Origin of the sequence: Escherichia sp. WS3063 (genome assembly GCF_046486595.1) — a bacterium.
Lineage (GTDB): Bacteria > Pseudomonadota > Gammaproteobacteria > Enterobacterales > Enterobacteriaceae > Escherichia > Escherichia coli.
Window position 1 is genome coordinate 105,446 of the sequence record NZ_JBJQKY010000006.1, and the last position, 17,386, is coordinate 122,831.

The following is a 17,386-nucleotide window of genomic DNA, read 5'->3' on the forward strand; positions in this document are numbered from 1 at the left end:
AAATATTAAATGACGGCGTTAATATTTAGCGAATCATCGGTAATTTCAGACCATAGTTTTTGGCACATTCAATTGCCGCTTCATAACCCGCATCCGCATGACGCATAACCCCGGACGCACAGTCATTCACCAGCACACGCGCCAGACGTTTTTCGGCTTCTTCGCTACCATCGGCAACAATAACCATCCCGGCGTGTTGTGAATACCCCATCCCGACGCCGCCGCCATGATGCAGGGATACCCACGTTGCTCCCCCTGCAGTGTTGAGCAAACCGTTGAGCAACGGCCAGTCAGAAACCGCATCACTGCCATCAAGCATGCTTTCGGTTTCGCGGTTCGGGCTGGCGACAGAACCGGTATCAAGATGATCGCGCCCAATCACAATCGGTGCTTTTAGTTCACCGTTGCGCACCATTTCGTTGAATGCCAGCCCCGCCAGGTGACGCTCACCAAGCCCCAGCCAGCAAATACGTGAAGGAAGTCCCTGGAAGGCAATGCGCTCGCGCGCCATATCCAGCCAGCGATGCGTCAGTACGTTATTGGGGAACAACTCTTTAATTTTGGCATCAGTTTTATAGATATCTTCCGGGTCGCCAGACAGCGCCACCCAACGGAATGGACCTTTGCCTTCACAAAACATTGGACGAATATAAGCCGGAACAAAGCCCGGGAAATCAAAGGCATTTTGCAGACCTTCGTTGAAGGCCACCTGGCGGATGTTGTTGCCATAATCGACAACCGGGATCCCCATCGCCTGGAAGTCCAGCATCCCCTGAACATGTGCGACGCAGCTCTGTGCCGCTTCTTTTTGCAATCTGGCGTGTTGCTGTGGATCCTGCTGTGCAGCGCGCCATTGTTCTACGCTCCAGCCCATCGGTAGGTAGCCATAAACCAGATCGTGAGCGGAAGTCTGGTCGGTCACCAGATCCGGCTTGATCGCCCCCTGACGTGCACGTTTCACCAGTTCAGGAACAATTTCCGCCGCATTGCCCAACAGCGCGATTGAAACAGCGTCTTTGCGCTCAGTATGGTATTTAATCAGCGCCAGTGCATCATCGAGATCTTTCGCTTGTTTATCGACATAACGGGTACGCAGACGGAAGTCGATGCTACTTTGCTGGCACTCGATATTTAATGAACACGCCCCCGCCAGAGTCGCCGCCAGCGGTTGTGCACCGCCCATACCACCTAGCCCTGCGGTCAGGATCCATTTTCCACTCAGCGAATTGTTGTAGTGCTGACGACCCGCTTCAACAAAGGTTTCGAACGTTCCCTGCACAATGCCCTGACTACCGATGTAGATCCACGAGCCAGCGGTCATCTGGCCGTACATGAACAGACCTTTACGATCCAGTTCATTGAAATGATCCCAGTTGGCCCATTGCGGTACCAGGTTAGAGTTGGCAATCAATACGCGCGGCGCATCGGTATGCGTTTTAAACACGCCTACGGGTTTACCGGACTGAACCAGCAGTGACTCATCAGCTTCCAGATTTTTCAGTGATTCAAGGATTTTGTCAAAACACTCCCAGTTACGTGCCGCACGACCAATACCACCATACACCACCAGATGCTGTGGATTTTCGGCAACGTCGGGATCAAGGTTGTTCTGCAACATCCGATAGGCAGCTTCGATCTGCCAGTTTTTGCAGTGCAGCTGCGTACCGTGTGGCGCATGGATTACACGGCTGGTATCAATACGCGGGTCTGAAGGCTTACTCATGAATCTTCTCCTGTTACTTGATAAAATTAAACGCTGTAATCGGTCAGAAAAAACGAACGAATGAATATAGAAACGGTTTCTATAATTCCCGTTTATCATTTTGTATTATTAATTCATTTAGTGAATATTGTTTGTCGTGGTATATTCACTATGAATATAAATTCAAAACCACCAACGCGTTGTATGCGAATTCAATATGCTTAATTTAACTTGTCGAAAAAGTGATATTGTTGGCAAAATATTTTCTAATTTGAACATATGAATATGATGAGATTGCAAGATGTCAGTAATTTAATTATATGAGAAATGCGTTAATAACGACCAGATATTAGCGTAACAACAGGTGTTCCGACACCACACAGTGCGCATAACACAATGATATTTAAAATAAGATCTTCATTATTCGTCATAAAGACATGTTTTATTATCATTAATAATCCATTTGTTTTCATCCCACTTTTGATAATTAAAAAACGGCAACAATGGATAGTTACCCGACGTAAAAACAGGCGTAAAAATAAATCTTAAAATATATCCACTGGAAATTATCATTTTTCATATTTTACAATCTGGCGTCGATAACTGACCCCTTTTATAACACCCCCGTTTGTTAATAGTCTTTTTTATCTTGTATTGATCGTCATTGCTGCATACACTACGCGCGTTTTCTTTCCCTTTTGCTGGCTGCTGACCGGAAAGACAAAATTACCCTCGCAATAAAGGGGGTTGTTTAACGTCTATATTTCAGGACAGCGTTATGCATCATCTTTCAAGGCTTGATAAAGCCTTTCTGCGCAAAGGGATCCAACTTTCCCGCGCCAACAATATTGTTTCATTATGTCGTCCATCAGGAGCCAGTGCCCACGTACTGCTGCCGGACGAACTGCCGCTGGAAGAAAAAGCAGTGACACAACTGCTTGATTTTGCAGAAGTGAAGATACCAGACCATCCAGGTTACGTACGCCAGACCTGTGCGACGCCAGATTTTCATCCCGGCAATGGCGTCCCCGTTGGCGCGGTAGTCGCCTCTACGCCGGATTTAGTCATTCCTGCGGCCATCGGCACCGATATTTCTTGTGGCATGCGGCTGCTGACGACCGGATTAACACTTGAGCAAGCCGAAGCGAATAAAGAAATAATCACTCAGCGGTTAACACAAGTGTTACTGCAAAATGAGCGCGATGTTCCGTTATCCGCACGAGCGTTCACCGCGCTTTTTGATGGCGGACCGGCAGATTGCATGTCGGCCTTGCCATCAGCAGGTCTCTGGACACGTACAAATATCCCCCGAATGACGCAAGAGATTGACCGCTGCATTGGGCTTAACGAGCATAACAGTCATTCGCGTTATGCCCCACCCGCCCTACTGGTAACGGACCGCCCATTACTCCGCGATCCTTGTCTTGGTACGCCGGGTTCAGGTAATCATTTTATTGAACTTCAGGTGGTTGATAGCGTGGTTGATCGCCATGTTGCCTGGCAACAAGGGCTGAAAACGGGCGATATTGTGGTGATGATCCACAGTGGATCGCGAGATGTTGGCTTTTACGTCGGAAGACGCTGGATGGATCGCGCCCGTGCTGAATGGCCCACCGGACATAAACATCCACAAAGCGGGTTATATGGCCTGGCAGGCGGACTGGCGGAGGAATATCTACAAGCGATGGGAATGGCGGCGCGTTACGCGTGGTTAAATCGCGTCACAATTGCCGAAATGGTGCGCGTATGTCTTGCCAATCTCTTTCATCAGGACAATTCGCATCTGGTGGTGGATGTGCCGCATAACATCATCCTTCGCGAGCATGAAATGAATATTCATCGCAAAGGTGCAACACCGGCACGCGCGGGCAATCTGGCGTTAATCCCCGGTTCAATGGGCGATTATTCGTGGCTTGCAGTCGGTTGCGGCAACCCGGAGTGGCTGTGGTCTTGCAGTCACGGAGCAGGACGCAGCCAGCGTCGGCAGGCCATGCACTCACGCGCGACTGAAGAGTCAACGTTGCCGTGGCAATGCGTCACATTGCGCGAAGAACGGCGTATTGAAGAAGCGCCAGCTGCTTATAAAGATATTGGTCCGGTTATCGAAGCCCAACAAGAGGCCGGATTAATTCATCCAGCGGTTAGATTCCGACCGTGGTTAACGTTTAAGGCATAAAAAAAGGCCATCATATGATGGCCAACCATGTCGAAACCGACAGCCCTTCGCCATTCCTGTAGAGGGAAGCGGCGAGGGCTATTTCTTATTACAGATATTTATTTCAGAACAGTTTTCAGTGCTTCACCGATATCCGCCAGGCTGCGAACGGTTTTCACGCCTGCGGCTTCCAGAGCAGCGAATTTCTCATCCGCAGTCCCTTTCCCACCGGCAATGATCGCACCTGCGTGACCCATACGTTTGCCTTTCGGCGCAGTCACACCAGCGATGTAACCTACAACTGGCTTGGTAACGTGCTCTTTGATGTATGCAGCCGCTTCTTCTTCAGCGCTACCACCGATCTCACCGATCATCACGATCGCTTCGGTCTGCGGATCTTTTTCGAACATTTCGAGGATGTCGATAAAGTTAGAGCCAGGGATCGGGTCGCCGCCGATACCAACACAGGTCGACTGACCGAAACCGTAATCCGTGGTCTGTTTAACCGCTTCATAGGTCAGTGTACCGGAACGGGAAACGATACCCACTTTACCCGGTTTGTGAATGTGACCAGGCTGGATACCGATTTTGCATTCACCCGGAGTGATAACGCCCGGGCAGTTCGGGCCGATCATGCGAACGCCCGCTTCATCCAGTTTCACCTTCACGGTCAGCATATCCAGCGTCGGGATGCCTTCAGTGATGGTGATAATCAGTTTGATGCCTGCATCAATAGCTTCCAGAATGGAGTCTTTGCAGAACGGTGCTGGTACGTAGATAACAGAAGCGGTAGCGCCAGTAGCAGCAACAGCTTCACGCACGGTGTTGAACACCGGCAGGCCGAGGTGGGTGGTGCCGCCTTTACCTGGGGTTACGCCGCCAACCATTTTAGTGCCGTATGCAATAGCCTGTTCTGAGTGGAAAGTCCCCTGGCTACCGGTAAAGCCCTGGCAGATAACCTTGGTGTTTTTATCAATTAAAATGGACATTATTTCCCCTCCACTGCGGCAACAACCTGCTGAGCTGCATCCGTCAGACCTTTTGCTGCAATAATATTCAGGCCGCTGTCAGCCAGTTTCTTCGCGCCGAGTTCGGCGTTGTTACCTTCCAGACGTACCACGACCGGTACGTTAACACCCACTTCCGCTACCGCGCCGATGATACCGTCAGCGATCAGGTCGCAACGAACGATACCGCCGAAGATGTTAACCAGAACGGCTTTCACTTTGTCGTCAGAGAGGATGATTTTGAACGCTTCGGTTACGCGCTCTTTGGTTGCGCCGCCGCCAACGTCCAGGAAGTTAGCTGGTTCGCCGCCGTGCAGTTTAACGATGTCCATGGTGCCCATCGCCAGGCCTGCGCCGTTAACCATACAACCGATGTTACCGTCCAGCGCAACGTAGTTCAGTTCCCACTGTGCAGCCTGTGCTTCACGCGGATCTTCCTGCGACTGGTCACGCATTTCGCGCAGATCAGGCTGGCGGAACAGTGCGTTGCCATCAGCGCCCAGTTTGCCGTCGAGGCAAATCAGATCGCCCTGTTTGGTGATGACCAGCGGGTTGATTTCGATCAGCGCCAGGTCGCGCTCCAGGAAAATGGTCGCCAGGCCCATGAAGATTTTGGTGAACTGCTGAACCAGTTTACCTTCCAGACCCAGTTTGAACGCCAGCTCGCGTCCCTGATACGGCATCGGGCCAGTCAGCGGATCAAGCGCAACTTTGTGGATCAGGTGCGGAGTTTCTTCCGCCACTTTTTCGATTTCCACGCCGCCTTCGGTGGAGGCCATAAAGACCACGCGACGTGAACTACGGTCTACAACGGCACCGAGATACAGCTCTTTAGCGATATCGGTCGCTGCTTCAACCAGAATCTGGTTAACCGGTTGGCCATTGGCATCTGTTTGATACGTTACCAGACGCTTGCCCAGCCAGTTTTCTGCAAAAGCACGGATGTCTTCTTTGCTGTTTACCACTTTCACACCGCCCGCTTTACCGCGGCCACCAGCGTGAACCTGACATTTCACTACCCACGGACCGGCACCGATTTTTGAAGCGGCTTCTTCTGCTTCGCGCGGAGTAGTACAGGCATAACCCACCGGTGCTGGTAAGCCATAGCGGGCAAAAAGTTGTTTTGCCTGATATTCATGTAAGTTCATGTGTTCTGTCCATCCTTCAGTAATCGTTATCTTTTAAACCGTAGACCGACACCCTATCCACGTCGGTCTACAGTGCAGGTGAAACTTAAACTACTACACGTCCAGCAGCAGACGCGTCGGATCTTCCAGCAACTCTTTGATCGTTACCAGGAAGCCCACGGATTCGCGACCATCGATCAGACGGTGATCGTAGGACAGCGCCAGGTACATCATCGGCAGGATCTCAACCTGACCATTCACCGCCATCGGACGATCTTTGATAGCGTGCATACCCAGAATTGCGCTCTGCGGCGGGTTGATGATCGGCGTAGACATCAGGGAACCGAACACACCACCGTTGGTGATGGTGAAGTTACCACCGGTCAGATCTTCAACCGTCAGCTTGCCGTCACGGCCTTTAACTGCCAGCTCTTTAATTTTCTTCTCAATGTCTGCCATACCGAGGGTATCGACATCACGCAGTACCGGCGTCACCAGGCCGCGCGGCGTAGAAACCGCCATGCTGACGTCGAAATAGTTGTGGTAAACCACGTCATCGCCGTCGATAGAAGCATTCACTTCCGGGTAACGTTTCAGGGCTTCAACCACCGCTTTCACGTAGAAGGACATAAAGCCCAGACGGATGCCGTGGCGTTTTTCAAACGCTTCACCGTACTGCTTACGCAGATCCATAATCGGCTTCATGTTGACTTCGTTGAACGTGGTCAGCATGGCGGTGGAGTTTTTCGCTTCCAGCAGACGCTCTGCCACACGCTTACGCAGGCGAGTCATCGGCACACGTTTTTCGCTACGTGCAGCCAGGGCCGGTTGCGCCGCCGGAGCAGCCGCTGCCGGAGCAGACTCTTTCGCCGGGGCTTTCGCCAGATGTTTTTCCACATCTTCACGGGTCAGACGACCACCTACACCGGTGCCTTTAATGGCGCTGGCATCAAGATTGTGTTCAGCCAGCAGGCGACGGATCGCCGGGCTTAAAGCATCGTTGTTTTGCTCTTCCAGAGACGCCTGCTGGCGTTGCGCCGGAGTGGACGCTTTCTCTTCAGATTTGGCGCTGGTTTCTTTACCGGCGCTGTTGCCTTCACGCAGGCGACCAAGGATCTGACGAGACGTTACCGTTGTACCTTCATCTTCCAGAACCGCATCCAGAATGCCGTCTGCTGATGCCGGTACTTCCAGTACCACTTTGTCAGTTTCGATTTCTACCAGCACTTCATCACGTACGACTGCGTCGCCGGGTTTTTTATGCCAGGTTGCGACGGTGGCATCGGCTACGGATTCAGGCAGGTCAGGGACCAGAATATCTACGCTACTCATTGTGTATCCTTTATTTATTCGACGTTCAGCGCGTCATTAACCAGATCTTGTTGCTGTTTCTGGTGAACGGACATATACCCTACCGCCGGAGAGGCGGAGGCCGGGCGGCCTGCATAACGCAGAGAAGCCCCAAACGGAATCACTTCACGGAAATGATGCTGGCTGCAGTACCATGCGCCCTGATTGAGCGGCTCTTCCTGGCACCAGACAAAATCCTTGACGTGAGCAAACTGCTGCAACACTTCCTGCATCGCTTTATGCGGGAACGGGTAGAGTTGCTCGATACGCACAATGGCGACATCGTGTTGATTGTTCTTACGACGCTGTTCCAGCAGGTCGTAATAAACCTTACCAGAACACATCACTACGCGCTTCACGCCCTTCGGATCAAGCTCGTCGATTTCACCGATGGCTGGCAGGAAGGTGCCGTTCGCCAGTTCTTCGAGGCTGGAAACCGCCAGCGGATGACGCAGCAGGGATTTCGGCGACATCACGACCAGCGGACGACGCATCCCGCGCAGCGCCTGACGACGCAGCATGTGGTAAACCTGTGCCGGGGTAGACGGTACGCACACCTGCATGTTTTGCTCAGCGCAAAGTTGCAGATAACGTTCCAGACGCGCGGAGGAGTGCTCCGGCCCCTGCCCTTCGTAACCGTGCGGCAGCAACATCACCAGACCACACATCCGGCCCCATTTCTGCTCGCCAGAGGAGATGAACTGGTCGATAACCACCTGAGCACCGTTGGCGAAGTCACCGAATTGCGCTTCCCAGATAGTCAGAGTGCGTGGTTCTGCGGTGGCATAACCGTATTCAAACGCCAGTACGGCTTCTTCAGACAGTACGGAGTCCCAGACACGGAACGCGCCCTGGCCGTTATGGATGTGTTGCAGCGGCGTGTAAGTGGAACCGTTAGACTGGTTGTGGATCACCGCGTGGCGGTGGAAGAAGGTACCGCGACCGGAGTCTTCACCCGACAGGCGAACCGGAATGCCTTCGTCAACCAGCGTGGCGTAAGCGAGGTTTTCCGCGCCGCCCCAGTCGAACAGTTTCTCACCAGCAGCCATCGCCTGGCGATCGCCATAAATCTTGGCAACGCGAGACTGCATTTCAACTGCTTCCGGCACCGTGCTGATGCGTTTAGCCAGTTCCTGCAGGCGCTTCATCTCAACTTTGTTCGGGTACTCTTCGTCCCATTCGTGGTTGAGGTACGGCGACCAGGTGAAAGAGTGCATGTTCATCGGACGCCACTCTGCTACAACGCAATCGCCAGCATCCAGCGCATCGCGGTACAGGTTAACCATCTCGGTGGCATCTTCCAGCGTCGCGACTTTTTCCTGCTCCAGCTTGTCAGCATAGATTTTGCGCGGCGTCGGATGTTTTTTGATTTTCTGATACATCAGCGGCTGGGTTGCGCTCGGCTCGTCGGCTTCGTTGTGGCCGTGACGGCGGTAGCACACCAGGTCGATGAAGACATCACGTTTAAAGGTGTTACGGAAATCGAGCGCCAGACGGGTCACAAAGGCAACGGCTTCCGGATCATCCGCGTTTACGTGGAAAATCGGTGCCTGAACCATCTTACCGATATCAGTACAGTACGGTGTAGAACGAGCATCCAGCGGATTAGAGGTGGTGAAGCCAACCTGGTTGTTGATAACGATACGTACCGTACCGCCAACTTCATAACCACGCGCTTTCGACATGTTCAGGGTTTCCTGAACCACGCCCTGCCCGGTCACTGCGGCGTCACCGTGGATGGTGATTGGCAGCACTTTGTTGCTGCTCGGCTCATCGAGTCTGTCCAGACGGGCACGAACAGAACCGATAACTACCGGGCTGACAATCTCAAGGTGAGACGGGTTAAACGCCAGCGCCAGGTGCACCAGGCCGCCATCGGTCTGGAAGTCAGACGAGAAGCCCATGTGGTATTTCACGTCGCCCGTGCCGAGGTGTTCTTTATGTTTACCGGCAAACTCGTCGAACAAGTCTTGCGGTTTTTTACCCAGCACGTTCACCAGCACGTTCAGACGACCACGGTGCGCCATCCCGAGAACCACTTCGCGGGTGCCGCTGTTGCCAGCGTGGCGGATCATCTCTTTAAGCATCGGGATTAACGCGTCACCGCCTTCCAGCGAGAAGCGTTTTGCGCCAGGGAATTTTGCGCCGAGGTAACGTTCAAGGCCTTCAGCGGCGGTCAGTTCGCTTAAGAAGCGTTTTTTCTCTTCGCTATTGAAAGTCGCGCGACCAGACTCGATACGCTGTTGGATCCAGCGTTTTTCTTCGGTGCTGGTGATGTGCATATACTCGGCACCAATCGGGCCGCAGTAGGTTTGCTTGAGGGCTTCCAGCAGCTCGCCGAGTTTCATGGTTTCTTTGCCGCTGGCAAATGAACCGACGTTGAAGGTCTCCTGGAAGTCTGCTTCGGTCAGATCGTGGAAAGACGGATCCAGATCGGCCACTTTATCTTGCTGCCACAGTCCCAGCGGATCGAGATTCGCATGCTGGTGACCACGGAAGCGGTATGCGTTAATGAGCTGCAGGACTTTAACCTGCTTCACATTGGTGTCAGGGTCGGAGATCGTTGAAGAGTAACGTGAAGCGTCTTTCGCCAGGCGGCGGAAATATTCACGCGTTTGAGAGTGGAATTGATCCGGTTTGACTCCCGTACCAGGTAACTGCTGGAACGTCGAACGCCAGTTAGCGTCAACCGAGTCAGGATCGGTTAAGAAGTCTTCATAGAGCTGTTCTATCCAGCTCTGGTTTGCGCCAGAGAGGTAAGAAGAGTCCAACCAGGCTTTCAAAGCGCTGTTCTGCATCGTGATCCCTTAAGCATCTTTTTTATGCTTACTTCGCCGTGGATACTACCACGCACAGTGATGTGCGTGCCGGGGTTCACTTGCGAGCTCTTGTCTACGTAGTGGCTCGCGAAGGAACCTTTAAAAACTGTCTTAGTGTCAGGGGCAGTTTTTAAAGATTTCCTGAATAGCCGGGGGATTTCCCCGGCATCAACATTTAATTACGCATTACGTTGCAACAACATCGACTTGATATGGCCGATGGCGCGCGTCGGGTTCAGCCCCTTCGGACATACACTGACGCAGTTCATGATGCTGTGACAGCGGAATACACTGAATGCATCGCTCAAACCGTCGAGGCGGCTGTCAGTCTCGGTATCACGGCTATCGATCAGGAAACGATATGCCGCTAACAAGCCTGCCGGGCCGATAAACTTATCGGGATTCCACCAGAAAGACGGACAAGAGGTTGAACAACATGCGCAGAGAATACATTCATACAACCCGTCGAGTTTTTCGCGCTGCTCTGGCATCTGTAAATGCTCGCGAGCTGGCGGATTTTGTCCATTATTCAACAGGTAAGGCTTAATTTTCTCATATTGCGCATAGAATTGTCCCATGTCTACCACCAAATCGCGGATCACCGGTAAACCTGGCAGCGGGCGAATCACAATCTTCTTGCCCGGCTGGTTGAGTGCCGAAATCGGGGTAATACAGGCCAGACCATTCTTGCCGTTCATGTTCAGACCGTCGGAACCGCACACACCTTCGCGGCAGGAGCGGCGGAACGACAGGCTGGGATCTTTCTCTTTCAGCTGGATAAGCGCATCCAGCAGCATCATGTCGCGACCTTCTTCCGCTTCCAGGGTGTAATCCTGCATACGCGGAGCATCATCAACATCCGGGTTATAGCGATAAATTGAAAACTCGAGTCTCATTTTCCTGTCTCCGCATTAGTAAGTACGAATCTTCGGCGGGAATGCCGGGCGCAGTTTCGGTTCCATGTTGACGCTTCGGCGCGTCATGGATTCCGACTCTGGCAGATACAGGGAGTGGCACAGCCAGTTTTCATCATCGCGATCCGGGAAGTCGAAGCGGCTATGCGCGCCACGGCTTTCGGTACGGAAGTTGGCAGAAACAGCCGTTGCATACGCCGTTTCCATCAGGTTATCCAGTTCCAGGCACTCAACGCGCTGGGTGTTGAACTCGCTGGAAGTGTCATCCAGACGGGCATTTTTCAGACGCTCGCGGATAACTTTCAACTGCTCAAGCCCTTTCGCCATCGCATCACCTTCACGGAAGACCGAGAAGTTATGCTGCATACATTCTTGCAGTGCTTTACGGATCGCCACCGGATCTTCACCGTTACGGTTGTTGTTCCAGCGATTCAGACGATCCAGAGACGCTTCTACATCAGACTCGCTGGCATCGCGCAGTGCGCCCTGCTCGGCAATAGACTCTTGCAGATGCAGACCCGCTGCGCGACCAAAGACCACCAGGTCCAGCAGCGAGTTGCCGCCCAGACGGTTAGCGCCGTGTACCGATACACAAGCGATTTCACCAACGGCAAACAGCCCCGGAACAACCACATCTTCGCCTTTCTCGTTCACAGTCAGCGCCTGACCGGTCACTTTGGTCGGAATACCGCCCATCATGTAGTGACAGGTTGGGATAACCGGAATCGGCTCTTTCACCGGATCAACGTGAGCGAAGGTACGGGAGAGTTCCAGAATACCCGGCAGACGGGATTCGAGAACTTCTTTACCCAGGTGATCGAGTTTCAGTTTCGCGTGTGGCCCCCACGGACCATCACAGCCGCGACCTTCACGGATTTCGATCATGATGGAACGCGCCACCACATCACGGCCCGCCAGGTCTTTGGCGTTCGGCGCATAACGCTCCATAAAGCGTTCGCCATGTTTGTTCAGCAGATAACCGCCTTCACCACGGCAACCTTCGGTGACCAGTACGCCCGCACCGGCAATACCGGTCGGGTGGAACTGCCACATTTCCATATCCTGTACCGGTACGCCTGCACGGATAGCCATGCCGACACCGTCGCCAGTGTTAATGTGGGCGTTGGTGGTGGACTGATAAATACGCCCTGCCCCGCCAGTCGCCAGCACTGTCGCGCGAGCTTTAAAGTAAACCACTTCACCAGTTTCGATGCACAGTGCGGTACAACCGACCACTGCGCCATCCTGGTTTTTCACCAGATCCAGCGCATACCACTCGGAGAAAATGGTGGTGTGGTTTTTCAGGTTCTGCTGATAAAGCGTGTGCAACAGTGCGTGACCGGTACGGTCAGCTGCCGCCGCAGTACGTGCCGCCTGCTCGCCGCCGAAGTTTTTCGACTGACCGCCAAACGGACGTTGATAGATACGACCATCATCAAGACGCGAGAACGGCAGGCCCATATGTTCCAGTTCCAGAATCGCTTCCGGCCCGGTTTTACACATATATTCAATCGCGTCCTGGTCACCGATATAGTCCGACCCTTTTACGGTGTCGTACATATGCCATTCCCAGTTATCTTCATGGGTATTACCCAGCGCAACGGTAATGCCGCCTTGCGCAGAAACGGTATGGGAACGGGTCGGGAAGACTTTAGAGAGCAGCGCACAGGTCTGACCGCTCTGGGAAATTTGCAGCGCCGCGCGCATACCTGCGCCACCGGCACCAATCACAACTGCATCAAATTCTCTGACTGGCAATTTCATCACACACCCCACACCACAACGAATCCATAAATCACGTAAACCACCAGAGCAACGACAATCACCAGTTGCAGCATCAGGCGCAAGGCCAGCGGTTTAACGTAGTCGGTCAACACCTGCCACATGCCGATCCAGGCATGGATCAAGATAGAAAACAGCGCCAGCAGGGTGAACACTTTGGTGAACGCAGAGGCGAAGAAACCAATCCAGACTTCATATGTCAGCTCGCCACTGGTAGCGAAAAAACCGACCATATAAATGATGTAGAGCGTCAGGACGATAGCGGTAGCGCGAACGAGGATGAAATCATGTACGCCATTGCGTCCTAATGCGGAGGCGTTGCTTACCATACGAGGACTCCTGCGAGAAGTGAAAGCACGACAGTAATAACAAAGGAGATTTTGGCGGAGCGTTTACCCGCTTCGAATGTTTCTTCCAGATAGCCAAAATCCATCATCATGTGGCGAATACCTACGACGACGTGATATGCCAGAGCGGTAAGGATGCCCCACATGATAAATTTGACGAAGAAGCTGCCCATAATCGCAGAAGCTTGCTCGAAACCTTCAGGGGAAGAGAGGCTGGTACCCAGAAGCCACAGCAGGATGCCCACTGCAACAAAGGTGATCACACCGGAAACGCGATGGAGAATGGACGCTATCGCCGTGACGGGGAACCGAATGGTCTGTAGGTCCAGATTAACAGGTCTTTGTTTTTTCACATTTCTTATCATGAATAACGCCCACATGCTGTTCTTATTATTCCCTGGGGACTACGGGCACAGAGGTTAACTTTCTGTTACCTGGAGACGTCGGGATTTCCTTCCTCCGGTCTGCTTGCGGGTCAGACAGCGTCCTTTCTATAACTGCGCGTCATGCAAAACACTGCTTCCAGATGCGAAAACGACACGTTACAACGCTGGGTGGCTCGGGATTGCAGGGTGTTCCGGAGACCTGGCGGCAGTATAGGCCGTTCACAAAATCATTACAATTAACCTACATATAGTTTGTCGGGTTTTATCCTGAACAGTGATCCAGGTCACGATAACAACATTTATTTAATTTTTAATCATCTAATTTGACAATCATTCAACAAAGTTGTTACAAACATTACCAGGAAAAGCATATAATGCGTAAAAGTTATGAAGTCGGTATTTCACCTAAGATTAACTTATGTAACAGTGTGGAAGTATTGACCAATTCATTCGGGACAGTTATTAGTGGTAGACAAGTTTAATAATTCGGATTGCTAAGTACTTGATTCGCCATTTATTCGTCATCAATGGATCCTTTACCTGCAAGCGCCCAGAGCTCTGTACCCAGGTTTTCCCCTCTTTCACAGAGCGGCGAGCCAAATAACAAACGGGTAAAGCCAGGTTGATGTGCGAAGGCAAATTTAAGTTCCGGCAGTCTTACGCAATAAGGCGCTAAGGAGACCTTAAATGGCTGATACAAAAGCAAAACTCACCCTCAACGGGGACACAGCTGTTGAACTGGATGTGCTGAAAGGCACGCTGGGTCAAGATGTTATTGATATCCGTACTCTCGGTTCAAAAGGTGTGTTCACCTTTGACCCAGGCTTCACTTCAACCGCATCCTGCGAATCTAAAATTACTTTTATTGATGGTGATGAAGGTATTTTGCTGCACCGCGGTTTCCCGATCGATCAGCTGGCGACCGATTCTAACTACCTGGAAGTTTGTTACATCCTGCTGAATGGTGAAAAACCAACTCAGGAACAGTATGACGAATTTAAAACTACGGTGACCCGTCATACCATGATCCACGAGCAGATTACCCGTCTGTTCCATGCTTTCCGTCGCGACTCGCATCCAATGGCAGTCATGTGTGGTATTACCGGCGCGCTGGCGGCGTTCTATCACGACTCGCTGGATGTTAACAATCCTCGTCATCGTGAAATTGCCGCGTTCCGCCTGCTGTCGAAAATGCCGACCATGGCCGCGATGTGTTACAAGTATTCCATTGGTCAGCCATTCGTTTACCCGCGCAACGATCTCTCCTATGCCGGTAACTTCCTGAATATGATGTTCTCCACGCCGTGCGAACCGTATGAAGTTAATCCGATTCTGGAACGTGCTATGGACCGTATTCTGATCCTGCACGCTGACCATGAACAGAACGCCTCTACCTCCACCGTGCGTACCGCTGGCTCTTCGGGGGCGAACCCGTTTGCCTGTATCGCAGCAGGTATTGCTTCACTGTGGGGACCTGCGCACGGTGGTGCTAACGAAGCGGCGCTGAAAATGCTGGAAGAAATCAGTTCCGTTAAACACATTCCGGAATTTGTTCGTCGTGCGAAAGACAAAAATGACTCTTTCCGCCTGATGGGCTTCGGCCACCGCGTGTACAAAAATTACGACCCGCGCGCCACCGTAATGCGTGAAACCTGCCATGAAGTTCTGAAAGAGCTGGGCACCAAAGATGACCTGCTGGAAGTGGCTATGGAGCTGGAAAACATCGCGCTGAACGACCCGTACTTTATCGAGAAAAAACTGTACCCGAACGTCGATTTCTACTCTGGTATCATCCTGAAAGCGATGGGTATTCCGTCTTCTATGTTCACCGTGATCTTCGCGATGGCGCGTACCGTTGGCTGGATCGCCCACTGGAGCGAAATGCACAGTGACGGTATGAAGATTGCCCGTCCGCGTCAGCTTTACACCGGCTACGCGCAGCGTGATTTTAAGTCGGATATTAAGAAGTAAAAATGACACCGACAAAACCCTGCGTGTTCACGCAGGGTTTTTAGTTCTACACCAACAGCAAAGATATTGCCGGGATATAGGTAATAACCAACAGCAGTAAAATAAGACTAACCAGTAGTGGCACCGCTTCTCGCATAAATTGCCCGACAGAAACCTGCACGGTATTACATACCAGCAGCATCACCGTTCCGACAGGCGGTGATAACGTTCCTAACGATAAGTTGAGGATCATGATGATGCCAAAATGCACCGGATCAATGCCAAAATGAGCCACCACAGGTTTAAGTAATGGAACTAATATCAGCAGGATGGCACTACCTTCAAGAAACATGCCAAGCACCAGCAGCAATAGATTGATAATCAATAAAAAGACGTATTTATTATCAGTCAGAGATGTCACAAACTCCGCAACCGTGATACCTGCCCGCTCAAGGGAAAATATCCAGCCCAGCGCGGCACTCGCCATAATGATTAACATGACCGATGCCGTCGAACGCGCCGTCTCTGAGAGTGCTGTAAATACATGGCTGATTTTCAGTTCGCGATAAATTACAAAACCAATAAACATCACCAATAATACTGCTACGGCTCCAGCTTCCGTTGGCGTAAAGATATTTGCCCGAATACCACCGATAACCGCAACAATTAAGAACAGTGCTGGCCAGGCCTGCACCAGCGCCACTGACACTTCTTTCGGTTTTGGCCAGTGTTCGCTGGAAGGTTTTAAACCGCGCCGAATAGCTACCAGCCATACAGTGACAATCAACATGGCGGAACACAGCAGACCGGGCAGGATCCCGGCCATAAACATGGAGCCGATGGAGACATCCGCCACCAGTCCGTAAAGGATCAGTGCAATACCCGGTGGAATAATTGGTGTAATCAGCGAACCACTTGCCGTTATCGCCGCCGCAAAGCCACGGGAATAACCTTTCTGTTCCATTTCCGGCACCATCATGCGCGATAACATCGCAGCATCCGCCAGGTTTGAGGCGCTAACGCCGCCCATCATGGTACTGACCAGAATATTAGCCCCACCCAGACCACCGCGCATTCTGCCAATCAACACGTTGGCAATTTGCAAAATACGCGCGGCAATACCGGTATAGCTCATTAACGTGCCTAATAAGATAAAAAATGGAATAGCTAACAGCGAAGGGGTTTGCGTCGTGGCAATCAAACGCTGAATTGCTACCATTAACGGCACATTTGAATAGCAAAGGAAGTAGGTCAGAATGCCGCAAAACATCGCCAGCCATACCGGCATATTGATAAATAAACAGATGAACATAAGCGGAATGATCATTAGCCAGTTATCCAGCCAGCTTCCCGCCAGTAATTCACTCAATGCTGTCATTATTCACCTTCCTTGCGTGGCGTTTTCTTGATCAGGTGTAAGGCAGTAAAACAGGCGATACCGATTGCACCAACCGTGACCGCAATATCGATCCAAAACCAGGATATTTTTAATATTTGCGTGGTTTTAAATGCTGTTCCGGCAGCTAATTTCCATGCTGACCAAGCCATCACACTCAGTAAAACAATAGATATCAGAGAGACAAATAACGTTAAAACACGTTGCACGCGTGGTGTCAGTGCATCAGCTAAAAATGGAATCGACAAATGGGTATTATCCCGCTCGGCAACGACCGCACCAAACATGACTACCCAAATCATTAATAAACCGGAAACCTCTTCTGTCCACTGTAATGGCATATGAAAACAGTAACGCATTATTACCGCAGCAATGGTCATGATTACCAATATAAAGAGCGTTAATACCGCAGCAACTTCAATCATTTTCCCTAAAAGACGCATAAACACCT

At 51.6% G+C, this 17,386-nt stretch carries 14 protein-coding genes; 3 read left to right on the forward strand and 11 right to left on the reverse strand.

The features are described 5' to 3' along the window. Positions 1–25 precede the first annotated feature (25 nt). Positions 26–1,723, reverse strand: a complete 1,698-nt coding sequence (gene hutU / locus ACJHYW_RS08075) for a urocanate hydratase (protein ID WP_000042920.1) — start codon at positions 1,721–1,723, stop codon at positions 26–28. 757 nt (positions 1,724–2,480) lie between these two features. Between hutU and ACJHYW_RS08080 the strand changes: the two genes are divergently transcribed. Continuing rightward, positions 2,481–3,878: an RtcB family protein gene (locus tag ACJHYW_RS08080; protein ID WP_000546467.1), complete on the forward strand. Its 1,398-nt coding sequence runs from the start codon at positions 2,481–2,483 to the stop codon at positions 3,876–3,878. A 98-nt stretch (positions 3,879–3,976) separates the two neighbouring features. Here the strand turns inward: ACJHYW_RS08080 and sucD are convergent, their stop codons facing one another. The 8 genes from sucD to sdhC all read right to left on the reverse strand — a co-directional run bounded on the left by sucD (position 3,977) and on the right by sdhC (position 13,583). After that, positions 3,977–4,846 (reverse strand): succinate--CoA ligase subunit alpha, encoded by an 870-nt coding sequence (gene sucD, locus ACJHYW_RS08085; protein ID WP_000025458.1) that lies wholly within the window; start codon positions 4,844–4,846, stop codon positions 3,977–3,979. Further along, on the reverse strand, positions 4,846–6,012 hold the full coding sequence (gene sucC, locus ACJHYW_RS08090) for an ADP-forming succinate--CoA ligase subunit beta (RefSeq protein ID WP_001048602.1): 1,167 nt from the start codon (positions 6,010–6,012) through the stop codon (positions 4,846–4,848). The genes sucD and sucC overlap by 1 nt, the downstream gene beginning before the upstream one ends. Positions 6,013–6,105: 93 nt before the next feature. Continuing rightward, positions 6,106–7,323, reverse strand: coding sequence for a 2-oxoglutarate dehydrogenase complex dihydrolipoyllysine-residue succinyltransferase (odhB, locus tag ACJHYW_RS08095; protein WP_000099823.1), 1,218 nt, complete (start codon positions 7,321–7,323; stop codon positions 6,106–6,108). 14 nt (positions 7,324–7,337) lie between these two features. Beyond that, positions 7,338–10,139 (reverse strand): 2-oxoglutarate dehydrogenase E1 component, encoded by a 2,802-nt coding sequence (gene sucA / locus ACJHYW_RS08100; RefSeq protein ID WP_001181473.1) that lies wholly within the window; start codon positions 10,137–10,139, stop codon positions 7,338–7,340. Positions 10,140–10,339: 200 nt separating this feature from the next. Then, positions 10,340–11,056, reverse strand: a complete 717-nt coding sequence (sdhB, locus tag ACJHYW_RS08105; protein WP_001235263.1) for a succinate dehydrogenase iron-sulfur subunit SdhB — start codon at positions 11,054–11,056, stop codon at positions 10,340–10,342. 15 nt (positions 11,057–11,071) lie between these two features. After that, the gene (gene sdhA / locus ACJHYW_RS08110) at positions 11,072–12,838 is read right to left on the reverse strand and encodes a succinate dehydrogenase flavoprotein subunit (RefSeq protein ID WP_000775540.1); all 1,767 of its coding nucleotides are present in this window, start codon (positions 12,836–12,838) and stop codon (positions 11,072–11,074) included. Then, positions 12,838–13,185, reverse strand: a complete 348-nt coding sequence (gene sdhD / locus ACJHYW_RS08115) for a succinate dehydrogenase membrane anchor subunit (protein WP_000254365.1) — start codon at positions 13,183–13,185, stop codon at positions 12,838–12,840. Before sdhD ends, sdhA begins: the two co-directional genes overlap by 1 nt. Beyond that, the gene (gene sdhC, locus ACJHYW_RS08120; protein ID WP_000263355.1) at positions 13,179–13,583 is read right to left on the reverse strand and encodes a succinate dehydrogenase cytochrome b556 subunit; all 405 of its coding nucleotides are present in this window, start codon (positions 13,581–13,583) and stop codon (positions 13,179–13,181) included. Before sdhC ends, sdhD begins: the two co-directional genes overlap by 7 nt. A 380-nt stretch (positions 13,584–13,963) precedes the next feature. Here sdhC and ACJHYW_RS08125 point away from each other — a divergent pair, with 380 nt between their 5' ends. Further along, positions 13,964–14,071 (forward strand): hypothetical protein, encoded by a 108-nt coding sequence (locus tag ACJHYW_RS08125; RefSeq protein ID WP_001305582.1) that lies wholly within the window; start codon positions 13,964–13,966, stop codon positions 14,069–14,071. Positions 14,072–14,276: 205 nt separating this feature from the next. After that, positions 14,277–15,560 (forward strand): citrate synthase, encoded by a 1,284-nt coding sequence (gene gltA / locus ACJHYW_RS08130; protein ID WP_000785832.1) that lies wholly within the window; start codon positions 14,277–14,279, stop codon positions 15,558–15,560. 46 nt (positions 15,561–15,606) lie between these two features. Here the strand turns inward: gltA and ACJHYW_RS08135 are convergent, their stop codons facing one another. Both ACJHYW_RS08135 and ACJHYW_RS08140 read right to left on the reverse strand, forming a co-directional pair. Continuing rightward, a complete protein-coding gene (locus tag ACJHYW_RS08135; protein WP_000126141.1) occupies positions 15,607–16,917 on the reverse strand; it encodes a TRAP transporter large permease in 1,311 nt (436 codons plus the stop codon). Further along, complete coding sequence (locus ACJHYW_RS08140; protein ID WP_001237778.1) at positions 16,917–17,378, reverse strand: TRAP transporter small permease; 462 nt, start codon at positions 17,376–17,378, stop codon at positions 16,917–16,919. The genes ACJHYW_RS08135 and ACJHYW_RS08140 overlap by 1 nt, the downstream gene beginning before the upstream one ends. Positions 17,379–17,386 lie beyond the last annotated feature (8 nt).

What these genes read in the sequence shown, in the direction of transcription:
- sdhD (WP_000254365.1), bottom strand. Translation starts at nt 13,185, where the DNA reads ATGGTAAGCAACGCCTCCGCATTAGGACGCAATGGCGTACATGATTTC.
- hutU (WP_000042920.1), bottom strand. Translation starts at nt 1,723, where the DNA reads ATGAGTAAGCCTTCAGACCCGCGTATTGATACCAGCCGTGTAATCCAT.
- ACJHYW_RS08080 (WP_000546467.1), top strand. Translation starts at nt 2,481, where the DNA reads ATGCATCATCTTTCAAGGCTTGATAAAGCCTTTCTGCGCAAAGGGATC.
- gltA (WP_000785832.1), top strand. Translation starts at nt 14,277, where the DNA reads ATGGCTGATACAAAAGCAAAACTCACCCTCAACGGGGACACAGCTGTT.
- sucC (WP_001048602.1), bottom strand. Translation starts at nt 6,012, where the DNA reads ATGAACTTACATGAATATCAGGCAAAACAACTTTTTGCCCGCTATGGC.
- ACJHYW_RS08125 (WP_001305582.1), top strand. Translation starts at nt 13,964, where the DNA reads ATGCGTAAAAGTTATGAAGTCGGTATTTCACCTAAGATTAACTTATGT.
- sucA (WP_001181473.1), bottom strand. Translation starts at nt 10,139, where the DNA reads ATGCAGAACAGCGCTTTGAAAGCCTGGTTGGACTCTTCTTACCTCTCT.
- sdhA (WP_000775540.1), bottom strand. Translation starts at nt 12,838, where the DNA reads ATGAAATTGCCAGTCAGAGAATTTGATGCAGTTGTGATTGGTGCCGGT.
- ACJHYW_RS08135 (WP_000126141.1), bottom strand. Translation starts at nt 16,917, where the DNA reads ATGACAGCATTGAGTGAATTACTGGCGGGAAGCTGGCTGGATAACTGG.
- sdhC (WP_000263355.1), bottom strand. Translation starts at nt 13,583, where the DNA reads ATGTGGGCGTTATTCATGATAAGAAATGTGAAAAAACAAAGACCTGTT.
- odhB (WP_000099823.1), bottom strand. Translation starts at nt 7,323, where the DNA reads ATGAGTAGCGTAGATATTCTGGTCCCTGACCTGCCTGAATCCGTAGCC.
- ACJHYW_RS08140 (WP_001237778.1), bottom strand. Translation starts at nt 17,378, where the DNA reads ATGCGTCTTTTAGGGAAAATGATTGAAGTTGCTGCGGTATTAACGCTC.
- sdhB (WP_001235263.1), bottom strand. Translation starts at nt 11,056, where the DNA reads ATGAGACTCGAGTTTTCAATTTATCGCTATAACCCGGATGTTGATGAT.
- sucD (WP_000025458.1), bottom strand. Translation starts at nt 4,846, where the DNA reads ATGTCCATTTTAATTGATAAAAACACCAAGGTTATCTGCCAGGGCTTT.